Genomic DNA, 18,728 nt, shown 5'->3' with positions numbered 1-18,728 from the left:
CGCCAATAACCAGGTGCCAAACGCCAGTAAATTGGAGTGATTCGCCAACAACCGGAGAAGCGTCAGTAATTTACCCTTTTAAAGGTGACAACATTTGGATAAACCGTTCAAAAGGAAGTTCGCAGGCCGGGTACTTCTCTAGTAAATCCAGCATGGTCATCCCTTTTTGAGCAATCATTTCTTCACTTTTTTCAAGCTGCTCCAATTCTTTTTTGTGAGGAGGGCAGACTGTCCATTCAATCAATTCGCGAAGCTGGAGCTGCGTAACTCTTTCTTCCAGATTCACACTATATGTTAAGAGATCCCAAGTCCGTATAGGGAAATCAAGTGGAAGATGGAACATTTTTTCCTTGTCTCCGGATAGGATTAGTTGTTCGTTGCTCTCCAAAGCATATCGTTTCAATACACGTTCAACTAGTTCAGATGAATTCTGAGGCAGTGGAGCGGTTTGAAGAGTGTCCATAGGCGCAGCCATTTGCTGAAAATCTTGGTTCTTCTGCAAGCTGATAAATTGAATCGAAAGTGAGTTCTCTGCTCTTTTTTCGCTATCCTCGATTTCCAACGCATTAAAAACAGCGGGCCACAATTGCTCGTGCCATGTTTCGAATTGGTTTTCAAAATCCGCATTCGCATCTCCCTGACCTTTCTGAACGATACGGCTCGCTCCTTTTTCAGCAAGCTTTTCATCAATGAGGGTAGGAATACTTTGATAAGTACTTGCCCAATTTGTATCACCGCAGCCAAACACGGCAAACCTGATGGATGATAGTGATTCACTCTCCGCTTCTTTTAACCATTTCACAAATTTACGAGCATTTTTTGGCGGGTTACCATTATAAGAAGAACAGATAATGAAAACTGTCCCTTGTCTTGGAAGTTTGCCAACAAACTCATCGAGAGGGGCAACCTCACTTTGGAATCCTTTGAAACGCGCTGTTACAGATAAATCATGGGCAAGCCCTTCCGCCGTTCCCATATTTGATCCATACAACACTAACAGTGGTGTAGCATGGGAGAAAGCAGGCAGTTGACTATTCTTCTCTGTTTGAAATCTGTTTTCTACCCCCATAATAGGTGAACGTGGTGTTTCCTGCAAAAAAGGAACAGGGGACTCATAATTACGCGGTTGAACTTTTATGTATAATTCATCCGGTTTAAATGTTAACGTCTCTTTAATTTTCAATTGATAGTTCGTATGATCAATTAACTCAAACTGTTTTAAAATCATCCCGATTAACAGGGTAGCCTCATGTAAGGCAAATTGCTGTCCGATACAAGCGCGTTGTCCATTACCAAATGGTTTGAAAGCGTGGTGTGGTATCTTTTTAGGATCGGCAAACCGTTCGGGAATAAATTTTTCAGCATCATCACCCCAGGCTTTGGGGTCGCGATGCAGTACTGGCAATAAAATATTGACTACATCTCTTCGCTTAAGCGGATAGGTTCCTGCTAACAATGTATCCTCCTTGGCGTACAAAGAGAAAAGCGGAGCGGTTGGCCAGAGTCTTAAAGATTCATTTAAAATCATTCGAATATACTTTAATTGGCGGATTTGCTGATAGGTTGGGATCGGGCTTGTCAGAACATGGTCCACTTCTTCATAAGCTTTGGCCAGAACTTCTGGGTGTTTCATTAAGAAATAAAGGGCAAAGGATAGCAACCCGCTTGTGGTTTCGTGTCCTGCAATTAAAAACGTAATAATTTGATAACGAATATTTTCATCGCTTAGTTTTTCACCTGTGACCGAGTCTGCACAATCTAGCATACGGGATAGTAAATCTTCTGCATCATGGCTTTCACTTTGTTTTCTCTCTTCGATAATTCGATCCACTAGAGAAAACATGTACTCGATATCACGGTTAAACTGGCGCTTTTTTTTGATTAGCAGCTTGTCTTGAACGCCGAGACGGTTACTTTGATTCATTGCTTCGTCTAGGGCACGTCCCATACTTTTAATAAAGCGGTGTGGCTTTTCACGATAGAAACTATTAAAGCGATAATTGAAACCGCATAAGCCAATGGTATCTAGTGTAAGCCTTGTCATATCTTCAGGAACATTAATACTCTCATCCGAATTAAGCCGCGACCATTTTTGTACGAGCTGCAAGGCAATGTCAACCATCATGGAATGATAACCCTTCATGGCACTTTGGCTAAAGCTGGGAAGAAGAATGTTATGGGCCTTGCGCCAATTATCCTCTTTGGTCCAGCTTGTAAACAAGCCATCCCCAGAAAATGCCCGTACCTTCTGTAATGGGGCATTGACCAGCTTATCAAAACGGGACTCATCGGATGCATCTTCCACTAAGTCAGCAGAGGATATAAAAATACCTGTGCCGGTAGGGAATTTCAGTTTAAAAATGGGACCATATTCATAGGAAACTTTCATAATGGATTGAGATGGCTGATGTAAATCTAGTTGTGGGAGATTGCCAAGCGGGCCGTACGTTTTGGGTTGTGGAATAATTCCAAGAGTAGTTGTTACCATTTCAACTAGTAAACCTCACTTTCGAATTGCCTTCATATTTTTAAATTTTACAATATTGAAATAATATTGTGATGATTATAACATGAATAACTTAGTAATATAAGATATTAGTAAAACAAAGATTATGACAAAATTCTACATTGTTATTAAAAACCGACATGAAACCTTCATTCCTTCTGTTAGATTTTATGACAAAATGATGGATTATTTGGCAAGATTAAATTTAAGTTTATAACGTATCTCGAAATGTTATTATTTTAACAGAACAATTTTGGATTTGTCCGAGAATTATGACCAAAAGTAGAGACAGAGTCAATTTTTATTGTTATTATTTTTTTGTGAGGATAGTTGGTTTATAAAAAGGAGATAGAAAGCTATGATTACAAACAGAACCGAACAAGACTTCTTAGGGAAAAAAGAAATCCCACTGGACGCTTATTATGGAATCCAAACACTTAGGGCGGTTGAGAATTTCCCGATTACTGGGTACTCCATTCACGAAGAATTAATCAAAGCATTGGCAATGGTAAAAAAAGCGGCTGCAAAAGCCAATATGAATACCAAAAGGTTATATTCAGGGCTTGGTGAGGTTATTTGTCAAGCAGCTGATGAGGTGATTGCTGGTAAGTGGAATGACCAATTTATTGTCGATCCGATTCAAGGTGGCGCGGGGACATCGATGAACATGAACGCAAATGAAGTGATCGCCAATCGTGCACTTGAATTACTGGGTCATGCCAAAGGTGCTTATATTCACTTAAGTCCAAATACGCATGTCAATATGTCACAATCTACGAATGATGTATTCCCGACAGCCATTCATATCTCTTCTCTAATATTACTGGAGAAATTACTTGATACGATGAATGATATGCTTACGGTTTTTAGGGAGAAGGCGAAACAATTTGAAAACGTTATCAAAATGGGACGAACCCACCTGCAGGATGCCGTTCCGATCCGCCTTGGACAAGAATTTGAAGCATACTCACGTGTTGTTGAACGAGATATAAAGCGGATTTCAAATTCGAAAAAACATTTATATGAGGTCAATATGGGTGCTACAGCAGTTGGGACAGGTTTAAATGCCGATCCCCAATATATTAAAGATGTGGTAAAAGAGTTAGCCGATATAAGCGGACTCCCATTAGTCAATGCTGAACATCTCGTCGATGCGACTCAAAATACGGATGCCTATACCGAGGTTTCGGCTGCATTAAAAGTTTGTATGATGAATATGTCGAAAATAGCCAATGACCTGCGTTTAATGGCTTCTGGTCCGCGAGCTGGACTTGGGGAAATTCATTTGCCAGCGCGCCAGCCAGGTTCATCCATCATGCCAGGAAAAGTAAACCCGGTCATGCCGGAACTGATTAACCAAATTGCCTTCCAGGTAATCGGAAACGACCATACCATCTGTCTGGCTTCAGAAGCTGGTCAACTGGAATTGAATGTGATGGAGCCTGTATTGGTGTTTAATTTACTTCAGTCAATCAGTATTATGAATAATGGCTTCCGTTCCTTTACTGATTTTTGCCTAAAGGGAATTGAAGCAAATGAAGCGCGTTTAAAAGAATATGTAGAAAAAAGTGTCGGAATTATTACTGCAGTCAATCCGCATTTGGGTTATGAAGTGGCTGCTAGAATTGCCAGAGAAGCGATTGTCAGTGGAAAATCGGTTCGCGAATTATGTTTGCAGCATGATGTGCTGACGGAAGAAGAATTAGACCTTATCTTAAATATATTTGAAATGACAAAACCAGGAATAGCTGGTGCTGTGCTTTTAGATCGAGATTAATTAAATGAGCCCTTATCCTTAAATTTTTTCGGATGAAGGCTTTTTTATTTCAACGTTTCCTATTTAATAAAAACCGAATTTTAATAGTACAAATGTTTACAATAAGAGTGATAGACAACAACAAGATCGATGAGATGGTGTTTGTATGGATAGTTTTTTATTACTGATGACGCTCGTGTCAATTGTCATCGTTGTTCTTGGAGTATCATGGTTTAAATGGCACGCTTTTATTAGCTTGCTAGTGGCCAGTTTATTTTTAGCATTAGTATCAGGGTTATCACTTGATAAAATTGTGGCTGCCTATGAAACGGGGGTAGGCGGGGTTCTTGGACATTTAATCGGCATTTTGGCTTTAGGAACCATTCTAGGTAAAATGATGTCAGACTTTGGAGCGGGCATGCAGATAGCCGAATACTTTATACGCGTTTTTGGAGTTAACAAATTACCATGGGCCATGATGCTATCAGGTTTTATTATTGGGATTCCTGTATTTTTTGAAGTGGGAATTTTAATTCTTTTACCTTTAGTCATCTCGATTCATAAATCATCTAAACAAAATATTTTGCTTATTGCCTTGCCCTGTATCGCCGGATTATCGATCGTCCATGGCCTGGTTCCGCCACATCCAGGGGCATTAGCAGCTATTAGTATTTACAAAGCTAATTTAGGAAAAGTTCTGTTATATTCATTAATTATTGCGATTCCTGCACTAATAATCGCTGGACCACTGTTTGCCATGTGGATTAATAAAAGAGTTGTGCCAAAAGGTGAACCTGAGTTAATCAGAATTAGCAATAAAGCTAAATCTCTGCCAGGCACAGGTGTTTCTTTTTTTATCATTCTGTTGCCGGTAATATTGATGATCCTCTCAGCGATTGCCCCTTACTTAAAATTAACAGCAGGAATCACTAAATTTCTCATTTTCATTGGAAGTCCAATCATTGCCCTGCTAATTTCTGTTTTTGTAGCCTATTATTTCCTTGGAATGCGTAGAGGGATGAATAAAGAAGCGGTAAAAAAATTGACAGAGGAATGTTTATTACCCGTTGGTTCGATCGCTTTAATCATTGGAGCTGGGGGTGGATTTAAACAAATTTTAATTGAAAGCGGGGTGGGGGATACCATTGCACGGATGGCTGATAATTTATCTCTATCACCACTAGTCTTGGCCTTTTTAATTGCAGGATTAATTCGGATTGCAACTGGATCTGCTACGGTAGCCTTAACCACGGCCGCCGGGATTGTTTCGCCAGTGGTTGCTGGGATGACAGATGTGAATCTAGAATTACTCGTCATAGCGACGGGAGCAGGTTCGTTAATGTTCTCACATGTTAATGATGCAGGTTTCTGGATGGTAAAAGAATATTTAGGATTAAGTGTTCCGGAAACGTTTAAAACATGGACAGTCTTGGAAACCATCCTCTCGTTTGTTGCGTTTGGTGGAGCATTGCTCATAAATATGCTGTTGTAAAACAAAGCAAAAAGGGCTAACAGCCCTTTTTGCTTTTTGAGGTTCTATTAATCCTTTTCTTTTTCCTTTTTCTTATCCGGCTTTTTTTCACTTAAGGAACGATAAATTTGTGTATACATACTTCCTTGTTCAATATTTTCAAGAAAGAAGGGACCGATTAGCTCTATGTATTCATCGTCTTCAAACATTTTTTTATTTTGCAATTCCATTTCTGCTAATCCCTCATAAATAGAGAGGAGGGCGTAAGTATGATCCTCTCCTGATATAGGGGTCAGGATTTCTACCTTGTGAGCATAATTTTCGGTTCTAAACTTCTTAATTTCCCTTAAATTATCTATTCCTTCTTTAAACTTATCTTGTTTAATGACAAACGTCTGATGAACATATACAGACATTAAAGCACCTCCTAGAAATGAACAAACCTAGGTATTACTATTTACCTTTCTCGGGTATTTATTCAACGTTTATAGTGCAAAAAATTTATTTTTCTTTCCTGACATCAGAAAAGTCATTTTATTACTGGGAAAAAGTGATAGAATGAACCCATGTCAAATGTAGGAAAGCGGAAATAAAAATGGAATAAATAGGATTATGCATGAAACCAAATTAGGGGATATTCGTCAAATCATATAGTAATAGGTTAAGAGGAGCATTCAAACGAAATAACGAGTAAAGTTGGGGGAAAATGAAAAAGATTACTAGAATCATCACCATTTTATTGGCAGGCTGTTTAGTAGGGTTAGCTGGTTGTTCAGACCAGACCACAAAAGAAAAAGAAGCGATGGCGGCAGGTCCGCAAAAAAGCACTCAAGAGAAACAAGTGAAGGCAGAGCAGAAAAAGAAAGTGGAAAAACCGGTTTTTGTAAATCTGATCGATCCGAATACCAAAAGTGTCATTAAATCATTACAACCAAAAGAAATGGGCTATGGATCAGATGATGAAAAATATAAGGACCAATTAGCCGAAGTAACGAGGGAATTGGCGCGGGGTACAAATGATACGCCTGGATATGACAAAAGAATGGTCCTCGACAAACTTGATGAAAATGGACAAGTAAAAAAAGGTTCGCCACAAACGATCCTAGAAGAGGAAGAACTGATTGATAAAATCATTCAAGCCTCTTTAAAAGGCGGTAACGTTGAAATCCCATTGTATGTGACAGCAAGCGGCTACAAGCCTGAGGAAGCAGCTCAGTTAGGAGAGGTAGTTGTTGCATCTTATACAACCCGCTTTAATAACAGCGTGGCTGGCAGGTCGAAAAATATTGCATTATCGGCGGAGGCGATTGATCATGTTATCCTTGGCGCCGGAGATTCCTTTTCCTTTAACACCACTGTAGGTCCAAGTGATGCTGCGCATGGCTATCAACCAGCACCTGAAGCTCTTGATGGAAAGTTAGTGGACGGAATTGGCGGCGGAATATGTCAAACCTCATCCACCTTGTATAACGCTATAGATAAATTAGCTGTTAGTTATATTGAAAAACATCATCACTCTCTGCATGTGGGCTATGTCCCAACTGGAAGGGATGCAACCGTTTCTTATGGCGGTTACGATTTTCGATTTAAAAATACGACTGGTGTGCCTCTTATGATAAAGTCAACTGTCAGGAGAGGATCCCTCTCGGTCGAAATTAGAACCGCGAGGGTTTATCAAAATAAAGTTAAAAAGAGTTAAAATAGAAAAAATCCCAGCCTAGTATGCTGGGATTTTTTTCTTTTACCTTTTCTAACCAACTACCTCATTTCTTCCCAATCAACATATTGACCACTGCCTTGGCATCCAGGGCATTCAAATGAATTAAAGTAGGCAAACTCATTATAAGGATACACAGTATACCCTCTACCCTCACAATCAGGGCATTTGCCTTGGTCTTTCATCGTAGAGACATGATTTTGATACCTTGCCTCTTTCCATTGATTAAATGAGTTGAGTAGTCCCATTTTCTTCACCTCATTGTTTTTTCTTAGTATGGGGGAAAAATGGAATATTTATGCTTGTATGTTTTTTTACTAAAAAGGGGAATTTTACAAAAATGTTGATAGATCTCATTTTGCTCCTGCTATATTATATGAAATAGCTTCCCAGAAAGTGAGTCTTGTGTTGTTAAGCTTGTACAAAATTTTTAAAAAAATAACGAACTTTGGCCATTAAAGTCCAAAGTTCGTTCTCCTCAACCCGCTTTTGGATGCCACTATTAATTATTTAATCTAGATTTAATTTCTTTAATCGATACTGTAAACTCTGACGGCTTAACCCCAGCAATTTAGCCGTTTTGGAAATATTACCCTCATTTTTCTTGAGAACATGCTCAATATAGGTCTTTTCAAATAACTCCATTTGCTCTTTTAAAGGAACCGTAGCATCCCCCGTTTCTTTCATAAATGTATCAACTGTTGAAATGGGCATCATTCGTTCTTTCATCTGCATTTTGTTTCGATACTGGTATGGCAAATGACGGTACATGATAAATTCTTCACCATCCATCATGATATTCATGGCTGCTTCAATAATATGCTCGAGTTCACGTACATTTCCAAGCCAATCATAATCAAAGAACGAGTGTTTGACCTCCTCCGATAAGCCTTTTACTTGCATTTGAAATCGGTCATTATATTTTTCTATAAAATGCTCTACTAATAACGGAATGTCTTCTTTACGATCTTTTAAAGGTGGAACAAAGATTGTTACAACTCCAAGGCGATAATATAAATCTTTTCGCATCCGATTATTAGCAACCGCATCAATTGGATCCTCATTCATATTAGCGATGACCCTGACATCTACAGGTGTGTCCTTTGTATCCCCGATCCGTCTAATCGTTTTTTCTTGAAGGACTCGAAGCAGTTTTGCTTGCAGGTTCATATTTAAGGAGTTAATTTCATCCAGCAATAAAGTGCCGCCATTCGCCTGTTCAAACAACCCTGGAGTATCCATAGCCCCTGTGAATGCCCCGCGTTTTGTCCCGAACAGAAGACTCTCAATTAAATTATCTGGTAAAGCCGCGCAATTCTGTGAAATAAAAGGCCCGGTTAAGCGTTCACTTGCGTTGTGAATACTTTGGGCGAAGAGTTCTTTACCCGTTCCGGTATCACCAACAATCAATACATAGGAAGAAGTTCTTGTCGCACGTTTAGCCGATTCTATTACTTCTCTTATCGCAGGGCTGGTCCCGATTATATGATCAAACGTGTATTTAGTATTTCCTTTCGTCATGTTGCCTTTTATTAAACGTTCTAGTTTTGTTACATCATTAGCAATTTCCACTGCACCCTGTAGTTCTTTATTAGAAAAAATCGGGATTGTGTTGTTAATTGTGGTAATTTCTCTTCCTTTATTATTAAAATAGGTCTGTTTTACGTTACTCGTTTCTTTTCCCTCTTGGAGCGCTTTTACTAGTGTACTAGATTGGTCGTCTTTAAACATAAACACGTCCAGAAGGTTTTTATCGATAACATCCTGGAGATCCATCGATTCCATTTGCATCATTTTTTTATTATAAATAATGGTTTTACCAGAATCATCGACGGCATGGACTCCCACATCGATTTCGTCCAAAATCCTCTTATACATCCTTGTTAAATAGAGCAAATCAATCTTTGATGTTTCCATTTTATCTATTCCCCTTGTTTTTCTTATATGTATCTATTTAAGCAAAGAAAATCTCTTAATGCAAAATAATTTTGCTATTTTATTAAAAAAATTAAAATATACGCAAAAATTATTTGCTGTTAATACCATAGAAAAGCTATTAAACTGCAAAATACAAGTTGGCACGGAACTTGCAATATACTTTTAACGAACAACAAAAGGGGGAAAAACAATGTATCCATACTCACATGAACCATTCACTAATTTTACGGAAGAAAAAAATATACAGGCTTTTAAAGAAGCACTTGCCCTAGTAGAAAGCGAGTTAGGAAAACACTATCCAGTTATCATTGACGGCGAGCCTATCATAACAGAAGAAAAAATTCAATCAATCAATCCAGCCAATAAAGAAGAGGTGATTGGCAGCGTTTCAATGGCAAGTCAAGAACTAGCTGAAAAAGCGATGCAAGCAGCCTTGGCAGCATTTGAAAACTGGAAAACATGGAGCCCAGAAAATCGTGCCAATATTCTATTCCGTGCAGCCGCAATGCTTCGCCGCCGTAAACATGAATTCTCAAGCTATCTAGTAAAAGAAGCAGGGAAGCCATGGAACGAAGCAGACGCAGATACTGCTGAAGCAATCGATTTTATCGAGTTTTATGCCAGACAAATGGTAAGCATTAAAGAAGGTGTACCTGTAAAAAGCCGTGCAGGAGAATATAATCAATACAACTACATTCCGCTTGGAGTGGGAATCATCATTTCACCATTTAACTTCCCGCTTGCGATTATGGCTGGAACTACGGTTGCAGCAATTGTTTCTGGAAACACGGTTCTATTAAAACCGGCTAATTCCACACCAATCGTGGCTGCAAAATTTGTAGAGCTGATGCATGAAGCTGGACTGCCAAAAGGAGTTCTAAACTTTGTACCTGGAAGCGGTGCTCAAATTGGTGATTACTTAGTAGATCATCCGAAAACTCGATTTGTATCGTTTACAGGTTCGCGCGAAGTAGGCTGCCGTATTTATGAACGCGCTGCGAAAGTAAATCCAGGACAAATTTGGTTAAAACGTGTGATTGCCGAGATGGGTGGGAAAGACACCGTTGTGGTCGATAGCGAAGCGGATTTGGATCTTGCTGCAGCCTCAATCGTCTACTCAGCATTTGGCTACTCCGGTCAAAAATGTTCAGCTGGATCCCGCGCGGTTGTTCATCAAGATGTATATGATGTTGTGCTTGAAAAGGCGGTTGCGCTGACAAAAACACTTACCCTTGGTAATCCAGAATTACGAGAAACTTACATGGGACCAGTTATTGACGAGAGATCATTCAAAAAAATCATGAGCTATATTGAAATTGGAAAAGAAGAAGGCAGATTAATGACAGGCGGCGAAGGGGATGACTCCAAGGGTTATTTTATTCAACCAACTATATTCGCTGACTTGGATGAGGATGCCCGCCTTATGAAGGAAGAAATTTTTGGACCAGTGGTAACCTTCTGTAAGGCGCGTGACTTTGATCATTTGATGAAAATTGCCAACAACACGGATTATGGTTTAACAGGAGCACTTATTTCAAATAACCGCGAGCACATTGAAAGAGCAAGACAAGAATTCCACGTAGGAAATCTTTATTTTAATCGTGTATGTACGGGTGCGATTGTAGGCTATCAGCCATTTGGCGGATTCAATATGTCTGGAACCGATTCAAAAGCAGGGGGACCGGATTATTTACTGCTTCATATGCAGGCGAAAACAACATCAGAAATGCTTTAAGATAGTAAGGGGTGGGGGGCATACTATGGTGCTCCCTAAGAATAAAGGGGGAAACGAACATGACGGTTACAACGAAAACGACGGAAATTATTGAACAAACAAATAAATTTGGTGCAAATAATTATCATCCACTGCCAATCGTGATTGCGAAGGCGGAAGGTGTTTGGGTGGAAAGTCCAGAAGGCAATCGCTATATGGATATGCTGAGCGCCTATTCTGCTGTAAACCAGGGGCACCGCCATCCGAAAATTATTCAGGCGTTGAAAGATCAAGCAGATAAAGTAACGCTGACATCACGTGCCTTTCATAATGACCAGCTCGGTCCATGGTATGAAAAAATTTGTAAACTAACAAATAAAGATATGGCACTTCCAATGAACACAGGTGCTGAAGCAGTAGAAACCGCTCTTAAAGCGGCACGACGCTGGGGTTATGATGTAAAAGGTATTGCTGAAAATCAGGCTGAAATCATTGCCTGCGACGGAAATTTCCATGGCCGGACAATGGGGGCTGTCTCATTATCCTCTGATCCAGAGTACAAACGCGGATTTGGCCCAATGCTCCCAGGCATCAAATTAATTCCATATGGGGATTTAGAGGCATTAAAGGAAGCCATCACACCGAATACAGCGGCATTCTTAATGGAGCCTATTCAAGGGGAAGCAGGAATCCTATTACCTCCTGAAGGATTCTTAAAACAAGCTTCTGAATTGTGTAAACAAAATAATGTATTATTTATCGCTGATGAAATTCAAGTTGGTTTGGCTCGTACAGGAAAAATGTTTGCCTGTGATTGGGAAGATGTTGAGCCAGATATGCTGATATTAGGAAAAGCACTTGGAGGAGGAGTATTCCCAATCTCATGTGTTGTTGCCAACTCAGACGTATTAAGTGTATTTAATCCAGGTTCTCACGGTTCCACATTTGGAGGAAATCCGCTTGCCTGTGCCGTTTCACTTGCTGCTCTAGAGGTTATTGAGGAAGAACATCTAGCAGAACGTTCGCTTGATTTAGGAAAGTATTTCCTTGATCAATTAAAAGCGATTAGCAATCCAATCATTAAAGAAATCCGCGGAAAAGGCTTGTTTATTGGAGTGGAATTAACTGAAGAAGCAAGACCTTATTGCGAACAATTAAAAGAAGCAGGGTTATTATGTAAAGAAACCCATGATACTGTTATTCGCTTTGCACCTCCACTCATTATTACGAAACAGGAAATTGATTGGGCTATTGAAAAAATTCAAACCGTTTTATCATAAAAATATAACTCTAGCATAATAAGGGGTGGCATAGATGCCTGCGAATCAATTGGTTGATGAAATGTCAAAGGAACAACAGAAGGAACAAGAGTCGTTAAATTTATTTTATTCCACACAAACAGTGATCCGAAAAGCATTAAATAAGTTAGGGTATACAAACGAAATGTATGAGCTCTTAAAGGATCCGCTTCGTTTATTAACGGTTCGAATTCCTGTCAGAATGGATGATGGTACGGTTAAAGTTTTTACAGGCTACCGTTCACAACATAATGATGCTGTAGGGCCAACAAAGGGCGGCGTCCGCTTTCATCCAGAGGTGGATGAAGAAGAGGTTAAGGCATTATCGATTTGGATGAGTCTAAAGTGTGGTATTACTGATCTTCCATATGGCGGTGGTAAAGGTGGAATTATTTGCGATCCAAGGCAAATGTCTTTTAGAGAGCTAGAGAGACTCAGCCGTGGCTATGTACGAGCGGTCAGCCAAATTGTTGGCCCTTCGAAAGATATTCCTGCACCGGACGTCTATACTAATTCGCAAATCATGGCGTGGATGATGGATGAATACAGCCGTTTACGCGAGTTTGATTCACCAGGTTTTATTACCGGAAAACCCTTAGTCCTTGGAGGTTCAAAAGGCCGTGAAACAGCCACAGCAGCTGGCGTAACGATCTGTATTGAAGAAGCTTTAAAGAAAAAGGGTAAGGAATTAAAAGGTGCCCGTGTGGTCATTCAAGGCTTTGGGAATGCTGGTAGTTATCTAGCTAAATTTATGCATGATGCAGGTGCAAAGGTGATAGCTGTTTCTGACGTATATGGCGGTATTTACGATCCAAATGGTCTTGACATTGATTACTTGCTAGATAGGAGAGACAGCTTTGGGACATTCTCGCAATTATTTACCGAAACCATAACCAATCAAGAACTTTTGGAGATAGATTGTGACATTCTTGTTCCTGCGGCTATTTCCAACCAGATTACAGCGCAAAATGCTGCCAATATTAAGGCTTCGATTGTGGTAGAAGCTGCGAATGGGCCAACTACGCTGGAGGCTACAACGATCTTAACGGAACGCGGTGTATTGCTTGTTCCGGATATTTTGGCAAGTGCTGGCGGTGTAACGGTTTCCTATTTTGAATGGGTTCAAAACAATCAAGGCTATTACTGGTCGGAGGAAGAAGTGGCTGAGAAGCTAGTAAAGGTAATGACGAAATCCTTCGAAACGATTTATGAAACGGCGAAGGCACATCAAGTAGATATGCGCCTAGCAGCCTATATGGTCGGGATCAGAAAAGTAGCAGAGGCCTCTAGCTTCCGTGGCTGGGTATAGTAGTATGATTTCGTTTTGTCGATACGAAATTCAAGATTTGAGGAGTGAACAACTTGTTAAAGATTGAAGAAACTGTTTACAGTCCATGTTCTGGTACCGTTGAAAAAGTATTAACAGAAAAAGACAGCCATGTATATGAATGGGAGAGGCTGTTTTTAATTAAAGCTCACAACGGTAAGATTGAAGAGATTTCGGTTGGCATAAGCGGACATATCACTTCGTTAAATGTGAAGGATGGCCAAAAAGTGGATGCTGAAACTGCCTTGGCAGTGATAGAGGACGACTTAATTATTACGGGTAGTGATTGAGCAAGGAACCCCCTTTCCTTAAGCTGGAAAGGGGGTTTTTGCATCAATATGCAAAATTTTTATCAAGGATGCCAAAAAAATTGGCGGTTTAGGTCAAAAAATGTTCATATATAAGCGTTTTTATGTTTGGCACAAAAATTGCAATATAATGATTGGAAAAGTGAAAAAATTAAAAAGATTTAGTCGTTCGTAAAGGTTAGGTCGGCTAAGATCTTTTTATCAATTGGAAGTGTTCCTGTTGAATGTTCACTTTCCTAGTTGGACTGGGATGGGAAATGTTGTAAGCGTATTCTTAGTTAGAAAAAGGGGGAAACTTAATGAATTTACAAGAAAACAACACCACACATGAATTAAAACGAACGATGAAATCGCGGCATTTATTCATGATTTCTTTAGGAGGGGTTATTGGTTCTGGACTTTTCTTGGGTTCTGGCTATACGATTAGTCAGGCCGGTCCAATGGGGGCGATTCTTTCCTACGTTATCGGCGGCTTTATTATGTTCTTAACGATGCTGTGCTTAGGGGAATTATCAGTCGCAATGCCGGTTTCCGGATCATTTCAAACCTACACCACAAAGTTTATTGGTCCTGGCACAGGATTTGCACTAGGCTGGCTGTATTGGCTAGGCTGGTCCGTTACCGTTGCATTGGAGCTGCTATCTGCCGGCCAGCTCATGCAAAGATGGTTCCCTGATTCACCTGTTTGGATATGGTGTGCTATTTTTGCCATCGTTCTTTTTTCCCTTAACGCACTATCTGCCCGTGCATTTGGCGAAACAGAATTTTGGTTTTCGAGCATTAAAATTTTCGCAATCTTAGCATTCATTGTTCTGGGCGGCGCTGCGATGTTTGGGTTGATCAGCTTGAAGGGTGGACAATCCGCGCCATTTTTATCCAACTTCACTGCCCATGGTTTGTTGCCACATGGAATTACCGCCCTTTTAATTACAATGATAACCGTTAACTTTTCGTTTCAAGGAACGGAACTTATTGGGATTGCCGCAGGAGAAAGCGAAGAGCCCGAAAAAACGATTCCAAGATCGATTAAACAAACCGTTTGGCGTACATTATTTTTCTTTGTCTTAGCCATTTTTGTTTTAGCTAGCTTAATCCCAATGAAACAAGCAGGGGTTGTCGAAAGCCCATTTGTTGTCGTATTTGACAGTATTGGTATTCCATATGCAGCCGATATTATGAACTTTGTTATCTTAACTGCATTACTTTCTGTTGCTAACTCAGGCCTTTATGCCGCAACACGGATGTTGTATGCGATGTCAAAAGAGAAGATGGCAAGTGAAGGGTTGGCAAAAGTTAATAAACAAGGAGTTCCGTTTAACGCGCTTGTTTTAACCATTGGAATTGCACTTCTATCATTATTATCAGGCTTTTTTGCCGAAGAAACGGTTTTTGTTTGGCTTTTATCGGTGGCTGGACTGGGTGCACAGGTTGGCTGGATTTCGATTACGGCTTCCCAAATCGCCTTCCGCAGGAAATTTATTCGTGAAGGCGGAAAAGTTGAGGACTTAAAGTTTAGAACACCACTATTCCCAATCTTGCCAATTATTGGTTTAACCTTAAACTGTCTGGTTTTGGCAAGTTTAGCGTTTGATTCTGAACAGCGTCTGGCCCTATATTTAGGCGTTCCTTTTGTTGTATCCTGTTATTTAATTTACCATTTTAAAATCAAAAAGAACCGCGAAATGGAACGGGGTGCTGTACAGGAATTAAATCTAAATGAAAATAAAAAAATGATTATCTAAATCAAAACAAAAGCGTTTGGATCCGTCCATGCGCTTTTGTTTTGGGATAAAGTAACTGAAACAAAGAATACTATGATAGAGGTGATTGTTATGAAAGATTGGAATGAACAGGCCGCCCCCAATAATAATTTAGCACCGAAGACGTTAAAAACAGGCGAATTTGTCGGGAAAGTACCTGATCACGAATTTTCCGAGGAATTATCTGATGGCGGCGAACGAGATCAATTCATTCAAAGACAGAAAAAGAATTTAAAAATGAAATAACGATTGGACAAGTGGCGAACATTTCGTCACTTTTATTTTTGAAAAAGTGGTAAAACCTACTTTACAAAGAAACAAAATAGCTATAGAATTTCTATGTACCTAAAAATTCTAGGTAGGTGAAAAAATGTTTAATCGTGAATTAGTAAAAGGGAGCACTTCCCTAATCCTTCTGCAATTATTAAATGAGCGCGATATGTACGGCTATGAATTAGTAAAAGAGTTAGAACAGCGCAGTGACAATGGTCTAAGCGTAAAGGAAGGCACTTTATATCCGGCGCTTCATAAACTTGAAAAACAGGAATACATTGAATGCTACTGGGTGGAACAGGAAAAGGGACCAGCACGTAAGTACTATCGGATCACCGATGGGGGAAGAGACTTGTTAGGCGAAAAAACGCGTGAATGGCAGGATTTCGTTAAAGTAATGAACAAGGTAATAGGGAGATCAACACATGGAACGGCCGAAGAATGATTTTCTTAGACAATTAGATAAAGGGCTTGGCGGCCATCAAGAGAGGCAGAGTATCCTCTTGGAATATGAATCCCACATTGATGAAATTCTGCTGGAGTCTTTTGATTGTTCAACAGAAGAGCAAGTGATGGACCGACTTGTTTCAAGGCTCGGAAGCCCTGCGGAGATTGCCGCGATGTGGCAGGAAGAGTTATCGGTTACTCCAAGTAATATGAAGTGGCTCTTTATATTACTAAACATTGTTTTTTTTGGCGGCGGAAGTATAATAACACTCGCACATAATCTTTATGAATGGAGCTGGTTAACGGCCCTTTGGAGTCAATTAACATCCGTTCGAACCCTAATTGCTTTTTTGTACCTGTTTTTCTGGGCCTTACTTGGGTATGAAATTGGCAAGGGCTTTGGACATGGAGGACGGACCCTTTTAAGAAAAACTTTCTTATTATCTTTGATTCCAAATATCATACTGATGATTTTGACAGTATTTGATATTATTCCGCATTCCTGGTTCGCACCGCTTCTAACAAAAACCTTTATTATTGCTTGTATCATTTTTACGATTATTCTTTATCCGGTAAGTTGGCTGGGGTACCGATGGGGAAGGAAAGCTTCGATATAAGCAGTTTTTTTTTGCTTATATACCCAGTAAAACTATATATATAGAATTTCTATACAAAGGTGAGTGATAGACAATGGAAATAAACGTAAACAAAAAAGATTGGCTGTTTTTATTTTTATGCTTGCTGCTTGGAGTTTTAGCGGAAGAATCTTTTTTCCGAGATTTAATTGGAATTTCTTATCTTATCTTTATCGTGGCGTTTTATGGGGTGTTTTTTTGGAGATACAGACGTTTTTCCTTTTCCCACCAACGCTTAGGCTATCTGGTTTTAATCTGCATCTGGTTATTATCCGCGGGTTATGTATTGAATGAAAACATCCTTTTTTACATTTTGAATATCGTGGGGATACCAGTATTGGTTATCTTTCATCTTGTGTTAGTAACCAGCCCAAAACATTTCCGTTGGAACCAGCCGACATTTATTCTCTATATCTGTAAAAAGCTTATTGGCGCTATAAAATATAATGTGGCTTTTACGGCTTCATTGGGAAAATCCGCAAAGAACGGTGTTGACGACCATAAGCTCTTAATTTGGAAAAAGATCTTGATTGGGGTTGTCATTTCTATACCTGTTCTAGCCGTCGTATTGCAGCTGTTGATGACAGCCGATAGCCAGTTTGCGCTGATGGTGGGGGGGATACCTGATCTGTTTCGAGTGGTAGATGCAGAAGGGGTCATGAGACTAGTCGTTATTCTTATTTGTATGGGTGCTTTCTTCGGGTTGATGCAGGTGGTAGTAAAAAAACAAATGGAAGTTATGAACCAGCAGGTTTGGCAGGCACCGGTAAAGCTTGACACGATTATTTCTGTAACGGTCCTGGTCTTAATTAACCTAGTTTATATCCTATTTACAATCGTTCAATTTAGATATTTCTTCAGCGGCAGCCTGCAAGGGGATTATACTTACGCAGAATATGCAAGAAAAGGTTTTTTTGAACTGCTTTTTGTGACGCTAATCAATTTATCAATCACCATCGTGGTGTTATCGTTTGGGGAAAGCGGGAAAAATGGAATCAGAAGAATGAGGCAGGTGTTGCTGACCATTCTTGTTCTTTCGAGCGCAGTTATGCTTAGCTCCGCCTTCTTACGATTAGGAATGTATGAGGAAGCCTATGGGTTTACCTTCACAAGAGTTTTAGTTCATTCCTTTATGATCTTTCTGGTTGTCATCTTTACCTATACACTGGTCAAGATCTGGGTGGAAAAACTGTCCCTGTTTCACTTTTATTTTATTACGGCATTGATTTACTACACGACTATAAACGTTATGGATTTGGACCGAATTGTGGTAAAGGAAAATATCAACCGGCTTGAAGAAACCGGTAAAATTGATGCGTACTACCTAAGTAGATTATCGGCAACTGGGGTGCTCGGATTAGTAGAACTATATGAACGCGGTGAACCGATCCCTCAATTAGAAAAGATATTACATGATAAAAAACTCGAATCCCAAGCGGAAAGTCATACTTGGCAATCTTATAATCTAAAAAGAGAACAAGTTTCGGAAAAATTAAACGAACTTCCAATTAAGTAGTTTTTGGTTTCGTGGCATGCATAAACTATGCATGCTTTTTTCATTCACTCATTTAGCTTTAT

16 protein-coding genes are annotated in these 18,728 nt (G+C 39.7%); 12 read left to right on the top strand and 4 right to left on the bottom strand.

Going from position 1 to position 18,728, the window contains the following annotated elements; all coding sequences use genetic code 11:
* Positions 1–70: 70 nt before the first annotated feature.
* Positions 71–2,488: a cytochrome P450 gene (locus J7E81_RS24155; protein ID WP_215046298.1), complete on the bottom strand. Its 2,418-nt coding sequence runs from the start codon at positions 2,486–2,488 to the stop codon at positions 71–73.
* A gap of 376 nt (positions 2,489–2,864) precedes the next feature.
* Between J7E81_RS24155 and aspA the strand changes: the two genes are divergently transcribed.
* Both aspA and J7E81_RS24145 read left to right on the top strand, forming a co-directional pair.
* The gene (gene aspA, locus J7E81_RS24150) at positions 2,865–4,283 is read left to right on the top strand and encodes an aspartate ammonia-lyase (RefSeq protein ID WP_215046296.1); all 1,419 of its coding nucleotides are present in this window, start codon (positions 2,865–2,867) and stop codon (positions 4,281–4,283) included.
* Positions 4,284–4,428: 145 nt separating this feature from the next.
* A complete protein-coding gene (locus tag J7E81_RS24145; RefSeq protein ID WP_215046294.1) occupies positions 4,429–5,754 on the top strand; it encodes a GntT/GntP/DsdX family permease in 1,326 nt (441 codons plus the stop codon).
* Positions 5,755–5,801: 47 nt separating this feature from the next.
* Here J7E81_RS24145 and J7E81_RS24140 read toward each other — a convergent pair whose 3' ends face one another.
* On the bottom strand, positions 5,802–6,149 hold the full coding sequence (locus J7E81_RS24140) for a hypothetical protein (protein ID WP_215046292.1): 348 nt from the start codon (positions 6,147–6,149) through the stop codon (positions 5,802–5,804).
* 290 nt (positions 6,150–6,439) lie between these two features.
* Between J7E81_RS24140 and J7E81_RS24135 the strand changes: the two genes are divergently transcribed.
* Complete coding sequence (locus J7E81_RS24135; protein ID WP_215046290.1) at positions 6,440–7,432, top strand: VanW family protein; 993 nt, start codon at positions 6,440–6,442, stop codon at positions 7,430–7,432.
* A gap of 59 nt (positions 7,433–7,491) precedes the next feature.
* On the opposite strand, the gene J7E81_RS24130 is transcribed toward J7E81_RS24135, so the two are convergent.
* Together J7E81_RS24130 and J7E81_RS24125 are read right to left on the bottom strand one after the other, a co-directional pair.
* The gene (locus J7E81_RS24130; RefSeq protein ID WP_215046289.1) at positions 7,492–7,698 is read right to left on the bottom strand and encodes a DnaJ-like cysteine-rich domain-containing protein; all 207 of its coding nucleotides are present in this window, start codon (positions 7,696–7,698) and stop codon (positions 7,492–7,494) included.
* A gap of 262 nt (positions 7,699–7,960) precedes the next feature.
* Positions 7,961–9,328 (bottom strand): sigma-54 interaction domain-containing protein, encoded by a 1,368-nt coding sequence (locus J7E81_RS24125; RefSeq protein ID WP_374104088.1) that lies wholly within the window; start codon positions 9,326–9,328, stop codon positions 7,961–7,963.
* A 250-nt stretch (positions 9,329–9,578) separates the two neighbouring features.
* Here J7E81_RS24125 and pruA point away from each other — a divergent pair, with 250 nt between their 5' ends.
* The 9 genes from pruA to J7E81_RS24080 all read left to right on the top strand — a co-directional run bounded on the left by pruA (position 9,579) and on the right by J7E81_RS24080 (position 18,666).
* The gene (pruA, locus tag J7E81_RS24120) at positions 9,579–11,123 is read left to right on the top strand and encodes an L-glutamate gamma-semialdehyde dehydrogenase (protein ID WP_215046285.1); all 1,545 of its coding nucleotides are present in this window, start codon (positions 9,579–9,581) and stop codon (positions 11,121–11,123) included.
* A 59-nt stretch (positions 11,124–11,182) separates the two neighbouring features.
* Entirely contained in the window at positions 11,183–12,382 is a 1,200-nt protein-coding gene (locus J7E81_RS24115) for an ornithine--oxo-acid transaminase (RefSeq protein WP_215046283.1), read from the top strand.
* A gap of 61 nt (positions 12,383–12,443) precedes the next feature.
* Positions 12,444–13,709, top strand: a complete 1,266-nt coding sequence (locus J7E81_RS24110) for a Glu/Leu/Phe/Val family dehydrogenase (RefSeq protein WP_215046411.1) — start codon at positions 12,444–12,446, stop codon at positions 13,707–13,709.
* A 53-nt stretch (positions 13,710–13,762) separates the two neighbouring features.
* Positions 13,763–14,017 carry a biotin/lipoyl attachment domain-containing protein gene (locus J7E81_RS24105; RefSeq protein WP_215046281.1) on the top strand — a complete coding sequence of 85 codons (255 nt, stop codon included), beginning with the start codon at positions 13,763–13,765 and terminating at the stop codon, positions 14,015–14,017.
* Between the two features lie 317 nt (positions 14,018–14,334).
* Complete coding sequence (locus J7E81_RS24100) at positions 14,335–15,777, top strand: amino acid permease (RefSeq protein ID WP_215046279.1); 1,443 nt, start codon at positions 14,335–14,337, stop codon at positions 15,775–15,777.
* Positions 15,778–15,867: 90 nt separating this feature from the next.
* On the top strand, positions 15,868–16,041 hold the full coding sequence (locus tag J7E81_RS24095; protein ID WP_215046277.1) for a hypothetical protein: 174 nt from the start codon (positions 15,868–15,870) through the stop codon (positions 16,039–16,041).
* A gap of 124 nt (positions 16,042–16,165) precedes the next feature.
* Entirely contained in the window at positions 16,166–16,513 is a 348-nt protein-coding gene (locus J7E81_RS24090; RefSeq protein ID WP_215046275.1) for a PadR family transcriptional regulator, read from the top strand.
* Positions 16,494–17,132, top strand: a complete 639-nt coding sequence (locus tag J7E81_RS24085; RefSeq protein ID WP_215046273.1) for a DUF1700 domain-containing protein — start codon at positions 16,494–16,496, stop codon at positions 17,130–17,132. Before J7E81_RS24090 ends, J7E81_RS24085 begins: the two co-directional genes overlap by 20 nt.
* A gap of 73 nt (positions 17,133–17,205) precedes the next feature.
* Complete coding sequence (locus J7E81_RS24080) at positions 17,206–18,666, top strand: DUF4153 domain-containing protein (RefSeq protein WP_215046271.1); 1,461 nt, start codon at positions 17,206–17,208, stop codon at positions 18,664–18,666.
* The last annotated feature ends 62 nt before the right edge of the window (positions 18,667–18,728 follow it).

It is taken from the genome of Bacillus sp. ISL-18 (genome assembly GCF_018613415.1).
In the GTDB taxonomy this organism is placed as follows: Bacteria; Bacillota; Bacilli; order Bacillales; family Cytobacillaceae; genus Neobacillus.
This window is presented reverse-complemented; position numbering and strand designations above follow the sequence as displayed.

Coding starts and splice junctions, on each gene's coding strand:
- J7E81_RS24140 (WP_215046292.1), bottom strand. CDS start 6,149: ATGTCTGTATATGTTCATCAGACGTTTGTCATTAAACAAGATAAGTTT.
- aspA (WP_215046296.1), top strand. CDS start 2,865: ATGATTACAAACAGAACCGAACAAGACTTCTTAGGGAAAAAAGAAATC.
- J7E81_RS24095 (WP_215046277.1), top strand. CDS start 15,868: ATGAAAGATTGGAATGAACAGGCCGCCCCCAATAATAATTTAGCACCG.
- J7E81_RS24155 (WP_215046298.1), bottom strand. CDS start 2,488: ATGGTAACAACTACTCTTGGAATTATTCCACAACCCAAAACGTACGGC.
- J7E81_RS24115 (WP_215046283.1), top strand. CDS start 11,183: ATGACGGTTACAACGAAAACGACGGAAATTATTGAACAAACAAATAAA.
- J7E81_RS24100 (WP_215046279.1), top strand. CDS start 14,335: ATGAATTTACAAGAAAACAACACCACACATGAATTAAAACGAACGATG.
- J7E81_RS24135 (WP_215046290.1), top strand. CDS start 6,440: ATGAAAAAGATTACTAGAATCATCACCATTTTATTGGCAGGCTGTTTA.
- J7E81_RS24125 (WP_374104088.1), bottom strand. CDS start 9,328: ATGTATAAGAGGATTTTGGACGAAATCGATGTGGGAGTCCATGCCGTC.
- J7E81_RS24080 (WP_215046271.1), top strand. CDS start 17,206: ATGGAAATAAACGTAAACAAAAAAGATTGGCTGTTTTTATTTTTATGC.
- J7E81_RS24085 (WP_215046273.1), top strand. CDS start 16,494: ATGGAACGGCCGAAGAATGATTTTCTTAGACAATTAGATAAAGGGCTT.
- J7E81_RS24145 (WP_215046294.1), top strand. CDS start 4,429: ATGGATAGTTTTTTATTACTGATGACGCTCGTGTCAATTGTCATCGTT.
- J7E81_RS24090 (WP_215046275.1), top strand. CDS start 16,166: ATGTTTAATCGTGAATTAGTAAAAGGGAGCACTTCCCTAATCCTTCTG.
- J7E81_RS24130 (WP_215046289.1), bottom strand. CDS start 7,698: ATGGGACTACTCAACTCATTTAATCAATGGAAAGAGGCAAGGTATCAA.
- J7E81_RS24110 (WP_215046411.1), top strand. CDS start 12,444: ATGTCAAAGGAACAACAGAAGGAACAAGAGTCGTTAAATTTATTTTAT.
- pruA (WP_215046285.1), top strand. CDS start 9,579: ATGTATCCATACTCACATGAACCATTCACTAATTTTACGGAAGAAAAA.